11 protein-coding genes are annotated in these 13,720 nt (G+C 58.5%); 3 read left to right on the top strand and 8 right to left on the bottom strand.

All coding sequences use genetic code 11. The features are described from left to right. Window positions 1-6 precede the first annotated feature (6 nt). Complete coding sequence (locus BMX80_RS01615; protein ID WP_083394198.1) at window positions 7-741, bottom strand: substrate-binding periplasmic protein; 735 nt, start codon at window positions 739-741, stop codon at window positions 7-9. Between the two features lie 98 nt (window positions 742-839). Here BMX80_RS01615 and BMX80_RS01620 point away from each other — a divergent pair, with 98 nt between their 5' ends. After that, window positions 840-1,547: a hypothetical protein gene (locus BMX80_RS01620; RefSeq protein WP_083394199.1), complete on the top strand. Its 708-nt coding sequence runs from the start codon at window positions 840-842 to the stop codon at window positions 1,545-1,547. On the opposite strand, the gene BMX80_RS01625 is transcribed toward BMX80_RS01620, so the two are convergent. The 4 genes from BMX80_RS01625 to BMX80_RS01640 form a co-directional block, all read right to left on the bottom strand. Then, on the bottom strand, window positions 1,535-2,932 hold the full coding sequence (locus BMX80_RS01625; RefSeq protein ID WP_074864383.1) for a pectin acetylesterase-family hydrolase: 1,398 nt from the start codon (window positions 2,930-2,932) through the stop codon (window positions 1,535-1,537). The genes BMX80_RS01620 and BMX80_RS01625 overlap by 13 nt on opposite strands. A gap of 235 nt (window positions 2,933-3,167) precedes the next feature. Next, window positions 3,168-4,148, bottom strand: coding sequence for a sensor domain-containing diguanylate cyclase (locus BMX80_RS01630; RefSeq protein ID WP_074864385.1), 981 nt, complete (start codon window positions 4,146-4,148; stop codon window positions 3,168-3,170). 192 nt (window positions 4,149-4,340) lie between these two features. Beyond that, window positions 4,341-5,531, bottom strand: a complete 1,191-nt coding sequence (locus BMX80_RS01635) for a DesA family fatty acid desaturase (RefSeq protein WP_071871460.1) — start codon at window positions 5,529-5,531, stop codon at window positions 4,341-4,343. A 106-nt stretch (window positions 5,532-5,637) separates the two neighbouring features. Beyond that, window positions 5,638-6,732, bottom strand: coding sequence for an FAD-dependent oxidoreductase (locus BMX80_RS01640; protein WP_071871459.1), 1,095 nt, complete (start codon window positions 6,730-6,732; stop codon window positions 5,638-5,640). Window positions 6,733-6,834: 102 nt separating this feature from the next. On the opposite strand from BMX80_RS01640, the gene BMX80_RS01645 reads away from it, so the two are divergent. Next, the gene (locus BMX80_RS01645) at window positions 6,835-7,674 is read left to right on the top strand and encodes a substrate-binding periplasmic protein (protein ID WP_074864387.1); all 840 of its coding nucleotides are present in this window, start codon (window positions 6,835-6,837) and stop codon (window positions 7,672-7,674) included. Here BMX80_RS01645 and BMX80_RS01650 read toward each other — a convergent pair whose 3' ends face one another. Beyond that, window positions 7,675-8,589: a LysR family transcriptional regulator gene (locus tag BMX80_RS01650; protein WP_071871457.1), complete on the bottom strand. Its 915-nt coding sequence runs from the start codon at window positions 8,587-8,589 to the stop codon at window positions 7,675-7,677. Window positions 8,590-9,022: 433 nt separating this feature from the next. Here BMX80_RS01650 and BMX80_RS01655 point away from each other — a divergent pair, with 433 nt between their 5' ends. Next, window positions 9,023-12,721 (top strand): EAL domain-containing protein, encoded by a 3,699-nt coding sequence (locus BMX80_RS01655; RefSeq protein WP_074864390.1) that lies wholly within the window; start codon window positions 9,023-9,025, stop codon window positions 12,719-12,721. Window positions 12,722-12,896: 175 nt separating this feature from the next. Here the strand turns inward: BMX80_RS01655 and BMX80_RS01660 are convergent, their stop codons facing one another. Together BMX80_RS01660 and BMX80_RS01665 are read right to left on the bottom strand one after the other, a co-directional pair. After that, window positions 12,897-13,334 (bottom strand): hypothetical protein, encoded by a 438-nt coding sequence (locus tag BMX80_RS01660; RefSeq protein WP_074864392.1) that lies wholly within the window; start codon window positions 13,332-13,334, stop codon window positions 12,897-12,899. 196 nt (window positions 13,335-13,530) lie between these two features. After that, the coding region (locus tag BMX80_RS01665) for a transposase (protein ID WP_139213987.1) at window positions 13,531-13,720 on the bottom strand (190 nt) is incomplete at its 5' end.

A 13,720-nucleotide genomic window follows, 5' to 3' on the forward strand; every position in this document is an offset into this window, starting at 1 on the left:
GGCGCCTTAATGGCGCTGGTAATACACCAGCAAGGTTTCATACTCGCCGGTCTCTTTAAGCATCCCTAAGCCTCGGTCGAAGGCATCGCGCAAAGCGCGGTCGTTAAATACCGCCACCGCCGGCACCGCCGGGATCACCTCTTCTAACGCGCGCAATGGGTAGCTATGGCGCTTGTCGCGGTAGTAATGCTGGAAAATCCAGTAATCCAACACCACCACTTGCACCCGTTTAAAACCCAACATATCCACCAGCGAACCCATGTTTTGCACTTCGCTGTAGTCCGGCGACTGCTCGACGGCGGCGACAAACTCTGGGCCAAAATAGCCACGTGCACCTTGAAAGGTAGCCACCCGATAACGCGCCAAGTCGCTTAACGTGCTGACCCGCACCTCTTTAGCATTTGCGTGAGCAAATACCGTTGGCCGGTAATGCAGATACGGCTGCGAGAGGTACAGGCCCTCTTGCGGCTGATTAAAGTACGGCAGCATGACATCGGCCTTGCCCGCCTGCAGCGAGGCAAACGCACGGTTCAGCGGCATAAAGTTAAGGGTGACGGCGTGACCGGCACGCGCCAAGGCGGCACGGGCAATGTCGATATCTAAACCAGTTTGCGTGGCCGCACTCATATGCGGCGGACCATCGGCCGTTACCACCCGCAGTGGCGCCGTGGCTTGACTAGCGCTGGCATGCCCCACAGCGCCGAGCAGCATACCGACCAATAACATCCTGAAAGTGTGCATCGCTAATCCCTAGCACCTGTGTTGATGATTCGCTGTGCCCTGTTTCTGAGCCTAGACTAAGCCCACCGGCATTGCGCTGCGCTGCACAAGGAAGACCGATGACCCCGCTTAAAACACCACTCGCTCGTGCCCTCGTTACCTTAACCGCTGGCCTAGTGCTCGGCAGCAGCGGCTGGTGGCTGTACACCGCCAACACCCCAGCGGCGACGCCCAACAACGCGCCAGCGGCCACAGCAATGCCTGCCAACAGCGCAAACCCCGCACAGCCAGAAGACGCCTTAAGTGCCGAGCAACAAGCGCTATTAAACGCACCAGAAACCCAGCACTACCAAGACAACTTGGCCTTTGCCACCCGCCTGCGCAGCTTTTTAAGCGAAGCCAAACAGCTCAGCGAAGCGCAGCGGGATGCACAAATTGAGGCGTTCGCCGCAGCGATTGCCGAGCGCGAGGGCCGTGGCGAACTGGCGCTCAATGAAGCGCTGTTATTGGATCTCGCCCTGATCGAAGCCCGTGGCGGCGATGAAGCCAGCCAGAAAGCCGCCGCCGATGCCTTAGTGGCGCGCTACCGGCAGCGCAGTGCCGAGCGGGTGCAGGCCGGCCTAAAAGACGCCGTCGAGGCACAAGCCTTCGTCCTGTATAAAAGCCAAGAAAGCGAAATCGTCAGCGAGGTGATGGCCATGAACGAAGCGGCCTTGCCCTTAGGCGTAAGCCGTGACGAATACCTCCGTCAGCGCCTGCAAAGCGCCCGCGAGGCAGCGCTGGCACAAGCCAGCGGCACCTCGCAGAACGCGCCTCAGAGCAATTGATTGAGCAGGTAGTAAAGCAAGTTAAACGGCTTGGCGCGGTCGGCGGCATCGCTGCTTTCGCTGGCCGAGAGCACCGGGCCTGAGCCTTCGAGTACGTTATTGACGAAGTTATCCAGTTGCAGGTTTTGCTCCTGAATATCCGCGTTGGCGAACTCGATGATGGTGGTGCAGTGGCTTTCATTCACCGCGCGGTACTGCGGGAAATACCCACCAAAGTTATTCAGGCTCGCTAACTGGGTTTTCAGCCGACCGGTATCCACACTCCAGCGGGCGGTGATGCGCGCCTCCTTAGTGGCTTGGTCCGGCGCGTTGATGATGTCGCCGTAGAAGCGCTCGTAGGAGTAGCCCGAATAGTTCTGGTCTTGCCAGAAATGCGTATGGCCTAAGCGGTCGCTGGGCAGATGACTGGACAGCGCCGAATACAGGGTGCCCAAGTCATTGGGGTTGAAGCCCGGTAGGCGACTCTGCAAATACCCCAGCGGGCCACTGTCCAACCCCCAGGCGCCACGAATCAGCGCTTGCAGCGGTTTGGAGGGGTAGTCCTGATTGCTGCCATTAGCCAGCGCGGTGAAGATCGGCCCCGAGTCGTTGATCAGATAACCCTTATTCGGCGCCATGTCTTGGCGAATCGCCGCGTAGTTATTCAGGCTGCCGGCGCCACCGGCACTGCAACCTGTGGTGAGCAACTGCGCTGGGCGTTGCAGGTTGTCTTTTAACCAACCCAAGGTCGCGCGCATATTGCGCAAACCGTTGTGGTGCCACACCAGGGGCTTGGCCGCATCACTGGGGTTGGGGTACACCGCCACCTTGTCGCCAGCGTAAATATCGCCGGTGCAGTAGGGCACATAGACCATGTTCCAGTTCTGGCTTTTGGTGCGCGTCCACGGGTGCAGGCGCACCACAAATGGGCTGACTAGGCTGGCGCCGGGGTTGAGCAAGCTCATGTAGTTATCCGGGATGCCGTTGGGGTTACGCGCACCACGAATGCCGCTTTGCCCGCTGCAACTGGCGTAGTCCCAACACGCGCCGCCGCCTTCTAAATAGATAATCGTGTTGCTGGTGTTGGGCACGCGGTTAACGAAGAACTTATACGGCGAGCCATCACCACACACCGCGCCGGTTTGCGGCGCCATTTCGACCTTCTGCCAGCTCCAATACAGGCCCGGCTTAAAGCTGCTGGGGAAGCCCGACGGGTTGGCCAGCATCGGGTACGGGCCAACACGCTGCGCGGCGCTGACCTTGTTATCCGCCTTGGGCGGCGAGGTGAGGTGTTTCAGGGTGGTCCAGAAGTTGTAGTCGCCAAGCTCCGCGTGGGCGGGCACGGCACACAGCAACGACAGGCTTAGGGCGGCGAGCAAGGAGTGAGATTGCCTAGGCAAACGCATGTGAGAGTCCCTCATGTTCTTGTTATGCGAGGGCTGGCCAGACCATCGGCCAGCCTGTATCCACTGAGTACAACGGGGAAACAGGGGCCGCCATGCAGCACGGCAAAGTCAACGATAGTTCAGCTTTTGCCCGCACCATGGCCCTTGAAAGACGGATTAGCTATTAGGCAGGCGCGGGAAATAGTGACTGGCGATCAGCATCGCCAGCACGCAGGCAGGCAGAGGGTTTGCGGGCTTAATGGCACTCGATAATGCAGTTCTTGCCGGCACTTTTCGCCGCATACATGGCTTGATCGGCACGGCGATACAGGCCATCGAGATAATCACCGGGGCGCAGCCAGCATAGGCCGATACTGGCGGTGATCTGCACTGGGCCTTGCAGGCTTTTCACTGTTAATACGCTGATGGCATCGCGCAAGCGCTCGGCAATTTGCCGTCCTTGTGCCGGTGGGCAATTGACCAACACCGCGGCAAATTCCTCACCACCCACGCGGCCAAACGGGTCGCCACGGCGCAGCACATGCCGTCCGCATTCGGCCAGCTGACGCAATACTTGGTCGCCGACTTGGTGGCCGTGCTCATCGTTGATCTGTTTGAAGTCATCGACATCGAGCATCAAAAAGCCCAGCGGCAAGCCATTCTCTTGTGCGCGTGTCAGCTCAAAGCCGGCACAGCGCATAAAGTGATTGCGGTTTTGGCACTGGGTTAAGCCATCTTCGGTGGCCAAGCGTTCCAGCTCGCAGTGCAGGTGTTTGTTTTCGGTGATGTCTTCGGCGATGCCGACCACCAGCGGGCGGCCGTCGTCATCGTCGGCACTTAAATAGCTGCGGTCGCGAATCCAGCGCAGCTTGCCGTCGCGCAGAATGCGATATTCCTGTTCTTGGGTTTCGCCATGCTCGATGGTGCGCTTAACGCTGGCCTTGAGGGCGGCTACGTCGTCGGCATGCACCACGGAGTACCAATGCTCGCAGTCTTCCAACACTTGGCCGAGCGGTAAGCCAAAGACCTCTTCATAGGCGGGGCTGACGTACAACACCCGCTCGGCGTTGGGGTCAAACACCCATAACACCGACGGCACCGTAGCGAGCAAGCGGTTGAGAATATTCAGCTGCCGTACCAGTAGCTGCAGCTCTACGCTATGCAGCGACTGGCCAAGTTGCGCCGCACTGTCAGTGGTTGCTGGCTGACTTGCGCGGTGGTCTTTGCCTACCACCATAGAACACCTGTCCCGCGTATTCGCTTCCTTGGCTGTGCTGGACTCCGGTTGCAACGGGGTATGCCCAGCAATGAGTTACCCCAGTCTAGCGGCAGGGCCGTGGCTGACTGAAAGAACAAAAAAGCCCACTAAAAAGTGGGCTTATTGCAAAGGGCTATCATGGGCTGGCTCGCTAATGGCGCGAGCCACGCCTTAGGCCGGCTGCATGGCCGGGCGCAGCGAGTAGCTCTTCAGTTGCTCGGCAAACGCTTGCAGCGCTTGGTTGCCGCTGGCTTCGGCCTCGGCAATCCACTGGCGCAGGGCTTCGAGCATCTCGTGGGCGTTGTTGCGGCGCTCGGTCCAGATGGTTTGCAGGGCTAGGCGCTTTTCGTACACCTGCTTGAGCGCATCGCTGCGGCTAAACAGGGTTTCTAAACGCATTTTGTGCCGTGCATCGAGCAGGCTGGTTTCGCGCGCCAGCAGGCGTTTGGCACTGCGGCCAATCCCGCTGAACTTGCTTTCTAGGCGAGTTTTTTCTGCCTGCACCATAGGCGCAATCACAGTACGTCGGAACTCGGCCATGACCTGAAAACGGTTGTTGGCAATCGCCATAACAGTATCCAGATCAAGGCTGTTTTTGCCTTCCACACGGTGGGCAATCGGCGTGGTGCGCTTCACGGTGGCTAAGCCCAGCGCGCTGAATAGGCGAATGTAGGCCCAGCCCAAATCGAACTCCCACGGCTTGACCGACAGCTTGGCCGAGTTGGGGTAGGTGTGGTGGTTGTTATGCAGCTCTTCGCCGCCAATCAAGATGCCCCACGGGCTAATGTTGGTGGCCGCATCGCTGCATTCAAAATTACGGTAGCCGAAGAAGTGGCCAATGCCGTTGATAACCCCGGCGGCCCAGAAGGGAATCCACATCATCTGCACGGCCCATACGGTCATGCCCAGTACGCCGAACAGGGCGAGGTCGATGATCGCCATCAGCACGATACCGCCGAAGGTGTAACGGCTGTAGACGTTACGCTCGATCCAGTCATCGGGGCAGTTTTTGCCGTAGGTTTCCAGTGTTTGCTGGTTGTTGGCCTCGTCGCGGTACAGCTCGGCGCCGCGGCGTAGCACGGTCATCAAACCCAGCACTTGCGGGCTGTGTGGGTCTTCACTGGTTTCGCACTTGGCGTGGTGCTTACGGTGAATCGCGGTCCACTCGCGGGTGTTTTGTCCGGTGGTCATCCATAGCCAAAAACGGAAGAAATGCTGCAAAGCCGGGTGCAAATCCAGCGCGCGGTGCGCCGAGTAGCGGTGCAGATAAACCGTCACACTGACGATGGTGACGTGCGTCAGCGCCAGGATGACCAGCACTAATTGCCAACCAGAAAGGTCGAGCAAACCGTTGTACCACATGGGCATGAATCCTCAGATGAACTGCCAGAGGGCGCCTGAATAGACGCCGTGGCCGGCATTATGACGGAAAATGAACGCAGATTCAGTTCTTACGACGAAGCGTCTGCTAAGCGGGCAAGCCGGCGATGCGATGACGCTGCATAAAGCGCTGATCGAGCCAGTGCTTCCACCAACCCACCCAACGGCCACTGGCACTCAAGCCATGCCAACTGAGCAAGGCGCCGCCGCTGCCATCCGACAACAAGGCCAAGCTTTGCGCCTGCGGTTTGTAGGCTTGCAGTGGCTTGTCTTTCAGGCTGGCGCTTAAGTTGGCCGCTAGCACTGGGCCCATGCGCACCGCATACACGCCATTACGCGTCGCGCCGGGCAAGCTGGCGCTATCACCCACGGCGAAGATGTGTTTGTGGTGCAGTGCCTGCAACTGCGGGTTAACGCTGATAAAACCCTGCTTATCTAACGCCAGCCCGCTGCTTTGCCAGCAGCTTAGCGGCGCACTGCCGGTGGCCATGATTAGGCGCTCGTAGGGCAGGCTGCGCCCGCCGGCCACGCGCACACTATCGCCTTGCACGCACTCCACTTGGCTGTGCTCGCGTAGCTCCACTGCCTGCAACGCCAGCAAGCGCCGCACCCGCTGGCGCAAACCGGGCGGATGTTGGCTTAACAGTTCGCCTTGGCAGATCAGCGCTAACTCTTGGCCAACCGGTTGATTGCTCAGCGCCAGCGCTAACTCCACGGCGGCCGGGCCGCCGCCAATAATCGCTAACGACCTATGACCTTCTTGCTGCCAGCGATGCCAGCCGGCTAAAAACTGACTAAACGGCTTCACACTGAGGATATCCAGCGTGGGGTTTTGCAGCGGCGGCAGACGCGTTTGCCCACCCAAATTGACCGAAATAAAACGCCCTTTAACCAGCTGCCCGCTGTCTAAGTGCACCAAACTCTGCCGCGCATCGAGGTGCTCAACATTGCCGCTGACTAACTCCACTTCGGCGGCTTGGCACAAAGGCTCCAGCGCAATGCGGCAATCCTCCGCCTGATAACGCCAACTGAGTAGCCCCGGCAACATGCCCGAGTACCACGCATACGGCTGCGGGCTTATCAACACAATGCGCCCCGGCGGGCGCTGGCCGGCAGCCCACAGGCGCAGCACGCCCAAGTGCGCGTGCCCGGCACCCAGCAACACCACATCGCATGATTTCATCGGCCTTCCCCCTTATCACATACTTTCAGTGTGGCTGGGCTACTGGCAGTCTGCCAGTTCAGCCCTGTGGTCTACACTCAGACCATGCTCGGGAGACTCTGCATGCGCGCAATCGCTGTTGTGCTGATGCTGTGTATCAGCCCATTCATTGCGGCAGCACAAAAGGTCGTGCTGTACGCCGACGACGCCTATCCACCCTATTCGTTCAGCGAACAGGGGCAGGCGCGGGGTTTGTATGCGCAAATTTTGCGCAAAGCCTTCAGCCGCATGCCCGACTATGAGGTGCGTATCGAGCCCAAGCCTTGGAAGCGCGCGCTCAAAGCGCTGGAGCGCGGCGAGGTGATGGCGATTTACCCGCCGTATTGGCACCCGCAGACGCGCCCCTTTATGTGGCCCTACAGCGTGGCGCTGTTTGAGGAGACTGTGGCTGTGCATTGTCACTTTCAGCGTTCGCCCTCAGGCCCCGGCGCACGTTGGCCGGAAGCCTTTCAAGGCTTGCGCATCAGCCAAACTAGCGGCTACGACCAAGGCGGCGAACACTACAAGCACTTGTTAGCAGGCGGCCACCTGACGGAGGTGTATGCCCGCTCGACAGAGCTGAATGTGCTGATGATGGCCAAAGGGCGCAGCGATTGCTTTCTTAACGACCGGCTATCCACACGGCTAGAGCTAAAACGGCTGCAAAACAGCGTGCAAGATGATGCTGTGCTGGCTGAGTTAATGCAGATTCGCGATACCGCCACGGTGTCACAACAGGCTGTGTACGTTGGCTTTAATCAGCAATTTGCCGCGCGCTATCCCTACTGGCGGGACTTCATGGAGCAGCTCAACGATCGCCTGCTGGAGATGCACGGCACTGGCGAGATTTACCAAATGGCCAAAGATTACGTGCAGCAACAAACCCAGTGCCCCCAGTGCAGCTATTTATTACGCCAGCCTTGATTACAGGCTGTCTGGGTCGCCGATAAACATCTGAAGTCGTGAACGCAGCCAGCGTTCGGCCGGGTCGTTGTCGTGCGCGCCGCTCCACGCCATCGACAGCTCATAACTCTGCGCGGCAAACGGCAGCGGCTCTGAGCGCAAGCCACCCATGGCCACCAAGGCTTTGGCGGCATAGTCCGGCACTGTCGCCAACATATCGGTGCCGCCGAGCAAGCTTGCCAAGCCATTAAATTGCGGCACGGCGAGCACCATGCGGCGCTTGCGTTCGATTTTCGCCAGCTCGTCATCAATAAAGCCGTGCAAGTCACCGGCAAACGAGACAATCGCGTGTGGCCGACGGCAGTAGTCATCCAGGGTTAACGCGCCGGGCGCGGTGTCGGCGCGCAGTAACAGCGGCTGGCTGCGGCGCAAGGTTTTGCGTTTGGCGTTGGCGGGCAGGTCTTCGCTGTAACTGACCCCCACGGTGATCTCGCCGGAGGCCAGCAAGCCCGGCAACGTCAGGTAGTTCACCCGCCGCACCACTAAGCTGACTCCGGGCGCTTCGATGCGCACACGCTTGAGCAGCGCCGGCAGCAGGGAAAACTCCACTTCATCGCTTAAGCCAATGCGGAACACCGCATCGCTGTTGGCCGGCTCGAAGTCACTGGTGGCGCTGATCGCGTTAGAGATTGAATCCAGCGCCGGCACCAACAGCTCGAACAACTCCTGCGCCCGCGCGGTGGGCTCCATCAGGCGGCCATTACGCACAAACAAGGGGTCGTTAAAGATCCCGCGCAAACGCCCTAGCGCAGCACTGATGGCTGGCTGACCGAGAAACAGTTTCTCGGCGGTTCGCGTCACGCTGCGCTCGTGCATCATGGTTTCGAACACAATCAGCAAATTCAGATCAATTCGCCGCAGATCGTTGCGGTTCATCCCTACCTCGACATCATCGGCGCTGGCTTTGTCGCTGAGTATACCTAGGCTGAGCGGATGTTTCGGTACGCGCACTCGGCCCCTGTCGTCACAGCCGTTCAGTCAAGCGGCGCAGATCGCCGCTATGGCGCGGCAATATTCCAAATCAGAATTTGCTTAAAGCCATTAACAGCAAGCGGTAATGACGCTGCAAAAGCCACTCAAGCAGAAAACATAATGCTCACATATTAGCCGCATGATCGCCGTCAATTGTCGTAGATAGCCGCTAAATATCCATTTATCAAACAGCCGTAGAAGTGCCTTAAAACCGACACCTTGGCGGCAAAGTTGACGTCAAGCCCTTCTGCCCTACCGCTGGTCATTTACCGGCATGCGCTGGCCGTGCGCTTGGCGTGGCAGTGACTACCTTTTACATGAGGCAAGGAGAATGCTCATGGAAAAAGGCTCTCGCCGCCTGTCCGTTGCCCCCCAGGCATGGTTAGCAGTGATGCTGTTGTGGGCAGTGGCACAAAGCGCGGATCTGTATTTGCTGCAACAGGGCCATCCGGTCACGGCATTTGCCGGCCTTGCGGTCAGCGTGGTCGCACTGTGCTGGCTCGGCTGGCCGGTGCTGCTTATTCAACCGTTACTGTTGCTGTTGTTGAGCACCTTGTGGCAAGTCCCGCTGACCCTGCCGTTGCTGCTCGCTCACGGCCTACCGCTGCTTGCGGCCGTGGCCATGCTGCGCTGGGCGCCGTTTGATCAGCAATTGCTGCGGCTATCGGCCGTGCAGCGCCTGCTCTGGCTGGCGCTGGTTACCAGCGTGGTGGCGGCACTCTGCCAATGGGGCACCGCGCAGCAGTTATTCGCCAACAGCGTTGCCCAACTGGCTTTGCTAATTTGCTTAGCAGTGCCGCTGCTGAGCTTTGCCAGCCGCTGGGTCAACCCCAAAGCCATGCGCTCGATGAGTGCCGGCCTTAAGGCACCGCAACGGCCACCCTTGTGGATGCTGCTGCTTAGCCTGCCCACGCTGGCCCTGTTGCATGTCATCCCGGCCGAAGAAGCCCTGCTGCTGATCAGCTTTATCATGCTTGGCAGTGCTCTATTAGCCGCCATGCCCGGCGCCAGTTTGGCGATTGGCGTGGCAGGGCTGTGGTTAATCGCGCTGCCGCAAGAAGGCGAAGCCCTGCAGAACCTAGAGCTCACCTATCTCGCCCTGATCAGCGGCAGCTGCGCGCTGCTCGGGCGCCTGCTCAGTGATTTGCGCCGCGCCTATCGCTGGCGCAAATCGATTCAGTCAGAGCTGGATTTAAGCCGCCAAGTGCTCAACGCCTGTCCGCTGGGGGTGGTGGTGATGAACGCCGAACCACTCAACCGGCCCATCAGCTACGTTAACCAAGCCTACGAAAACATGACCGGCTACAGTGCCGGCGAACTGATTGGCCAAGGTGACGAGCGCTTAAGCGGCGAAGACCTCGCCCAAGGCGGCATGCTGTTGCTGCGCGAAGCCATGGCCAACGGCGAGCCCTGCCAAGTGGTGGTGCGCCAGTACCACAAAGATGGCCGCCTGTTCTGGGACGAAATCACCCTCGCACCGCTAATCAATGCCCGCCACGGGCGCTACTTTATTTTGCTCCATCAAGATGTCACCGCTCGCGAACGCTTAATGCACGAGCTCATGCACAGCCGCGAAACCCAGCTGCGCCAAGCCCGTGTGCTCAGCCAAACCGAGGCCATTAGCGATATTGGCGGCTGGACGTGGGCCGTGGGCAGCGAAGACATTTTCTGGACCGACGGCGTATACAACATCCTCGATGTGCCCAGCAGCTTCACCCCCACGCTGCAAAGCACCTTGCAGTTTTACCTTGCCGACGACCGCCTGCGCGTGCGGCAAGCCATGCGCCACGCGGTTAGCCATGGCGAACCTTTCGACTTTGAAGTGCAGGCGAAAACTGCGCAAAAACGCCTGATCTGGCTACGCATTAAAGGCTTTGTGCAGCAAGAAAATGGCCGCTCAACCCGCCTCTACGGCGCCATTCAAGACATCAGCGCATGGCGCACCACGCAGCAGCAGCTACGCGATCAAGACCAGCGTTTGCGCTTGTTCTTCGATGCGCCGATTTTGGGCATGGCGCTGACCTCGCCCCACCAGCAATGGCTCGAGGTCAACCAGCGCCTGTGCCAGATGCTCGGTTACAGCCGCGAGCAAATGCTCAAGCTCAACTGGCGCCAGCTGACCCACCCGGAAGACCTCGACAAAGACTTGCGCCTCTTCCATGAGCTGGAAGCCGGTGAGCGCGATAGCTACGAGCTGGAAAAACGCTACCGTCGCGCCGATGGCGAAGTGGTCTACGCACGCCTGCTGGTGCAGGCCGTGCGCGACCGCCAAGGCCAGCTGGAGTATTGCATTGGCCTGATTGAAGACATCACCGAACGGCGTGAAGCTGAGCAGCGCTACCGCGCGATGGTCGAATTCGCCCCCGAGGCGATCATTCTCTGGGATGCCGAGCAAGGCATCGTCGAAGCCAACGGCCATGCCGAAAGCCTACTGCGCTGCCGGCGAGAAAGTTTATACGGCAAAAGCATCGAGGCCCTGCGCGAGCGCCTACAGCAAAAAGTCGAACTGCCGGACCTTGGCGAATACTTCCAGCAAGCGCTGGAAGGCCACCAGCCGGTGTTTGAATGGCAACTGCTAAACGCCGAAGGCAATGCGCGCACCTGTGAGGTGCGGCTGATTCGCATGCCCGGTGCGCGGCCGCTGGTGCGCGCCAGCTTTAACGATATTTCTGACCGTTTGCGCTACCAGAAAGAAATCGAGCGATTGGCCTTTCATGATGCGCTCACTGGTCTGCCGAACCGAGTATTGCTCAACGATCGGCTCGGACAAGCCATGGCCCGTGCGCGCCGGCAAAATCAATTTGGCGCCTTGCTGTTGATCGATCTCGATCACTTCAAGCACGTCAACGACAGCCTCGGCCACACCTTAGGCGACCAACTGCTGTGTGCTACCGCCAAGCGCCTGCGTGAACGCCTGCGTGATGAAGACACCCTCGGGCGTATCGGTGGCGATGAGTTTGTCGTGCTGCTGGATGGCTTAGGCGAGTCACGTGAGCAGGCCATCGACCTCGCCACGCGCATCGCCGCCAAGCTGATCAACGGCCTGCAAGACAGCCTGCCGGTTGGCGAACTGGAGCTAGCCATCAGCGCCAGCTTGGGCATCAGCCTGTTCCCGCAATGCGAACAAGAAGCCGAAGATGTGTTCCGCCAAGCCGATGCGGCTATGTATCTGGCCAAAGGCGCCGGGCGTAACACGCTGCGGTTTTTCTCTGCAGAAGTGCAGGAAAGCCTCGACGAGCGCCTTACGCTGCAAAACGAGCTTCGCCACGCCTTGCGCCGCAACCAGCTGCGCTTGGTCTACCAGCCGCAAGTGGACATGCACACCGGGCACCCCACCGGCGCCGAAGCACTGCTGCGCTGGCAGCACCCCTTGCTGGGCAATGTGCCGCCAGATCGCTTTATCGCGCTGGCCGAAGAAGTCGGCCTGATGACCGAGCTAACCCGCTGGGTGATCGACCAAGCCTGTGCCGAGCAAGCCCGCTGGCAAAGTCTGTGGCCTTCACGACCGCTGCGCATGGCGGTCAACCTAAGCTCGCAATCGCTGCGCAACGATCAGCTGCGCGAAGATGTGGTCAGCGCCGTCAGCCGCCACCGGATTGCCCCCTCACTGCTTGAGCTGGAGATCACCGAAGGCAGCATGCTGTATGACGTCGACAAAGGCATCAGCCTGATGCGCAGCATCAAAGCGCTCGGCGTGCAGTTTGCTATCGACGATTTCGGCACCGGCTATTCATCGCTCACCTACCTTAAGCGCCTGCCACTGGACCGGCTAAAAATCGACCGCAGCTTTGTTCGTGACTTGCCCAAAGACAGCAACGACGTGGTGCTGGTGGATACCATGCTGGCCATCGCCAAGCAGATGCATTTAGAGGTGGTGGCCGAAGGCGTGGAGGACGACCCGCAGTGGCAATTCCTCCGCGAGCGCGGTTGCCATCTGGGCCAAGGTTATCTGTGGAGTAAACCGCTGGAGGCCGCCGACTTCCGCCAGTGGATCAGCGAGAAGCTCGGCACACCGGATAAACAAAAGACCGGCTAATGTGCTCAGCTGATAAAAAACGCCGCTGCAGATGCAGCGGCGTTTTTATTTATCAGTGAAGCCTAAACGGGGTCTGAGTTAATCGGCGAACGGCTCAAGCGCAAGGCGTACCGTATTCAACGCTTCAATCATCCGCCGCACTAGCGGTCGGCTGCATTGACTTGTTAGCAATTTCTCACTCGACGATAATAGAATCTTCAAACGCTATTTGCCGTATACCATAGCTACCAATCGCGAACTCGTTAGGTAGGCGAAATTTTTTACTTCTAGGGAATTCAAAATTCCCAAAAATCGCGCCAAAAGTAAGTGCTCCTCCGATTAGAGTTAATATACCTGTTAGAATATATCCAGCAAAGGATGCGATGCTCATGATGGGTAAATGATTTATCCATTGTAATTTTGCGTTAGACAACTCCGGTAGGGCGTCACTTGGAATGTAGTGAGATAAAATCCCGGAAAAGAACGCAAACGCCAAAAACACTAGACCGGCAATTAAATTTTCCAGTTCAAATCCACTTTTCTCGTTTTTTGACTCTCGCTCGATCTGATTATGCGTTAGACGCTGAATCTTTAATTCTGGTGGCAAGTCATCTGCGACGATCTTGAACTTCAAGTCTTTGCTAGAAGGCTCACCTTTGACTAATAACTTAAAAATAAAGAATTCGTCTTTATTTAGGGAAACGCTGATTTATTAAGCCTCACACCAGCACCAGTGCCGATTCGCAGCGCAAAATCAGAAAACCAGCTCGATTCCCCGCATGACTAGCGCCTTTTGGCGTTAGCGCAGCCTCCGTAGAGGCCATTTCCCGTCAGCAAGACGGATTTATCCCGTGAGCACGCATCAAATGTCGCTTGGATAGCAGCAAATTCGCGAAGCCAAACAGGCTGAACAGCTGCGCCGTGTTTTTCGTCAGACCGCGATAGCGCGTTTTGCGGTAATGAAACAGATTTTTAACCACGTGAAAGGGATGCTCGACTTTGGCGCGCACTTTGGCTTTC

Source organism: Atopomonas hussainii (assembly GCF_900109735.1).
In the GTDB taxonomy this organism is placed as follows: Bacteria; Pseudomonadota; Gammaproteobacteria; order Pseudomonadales; family Pseudomonadaceae; genus Atopomonas; species Atopomonas hussainii.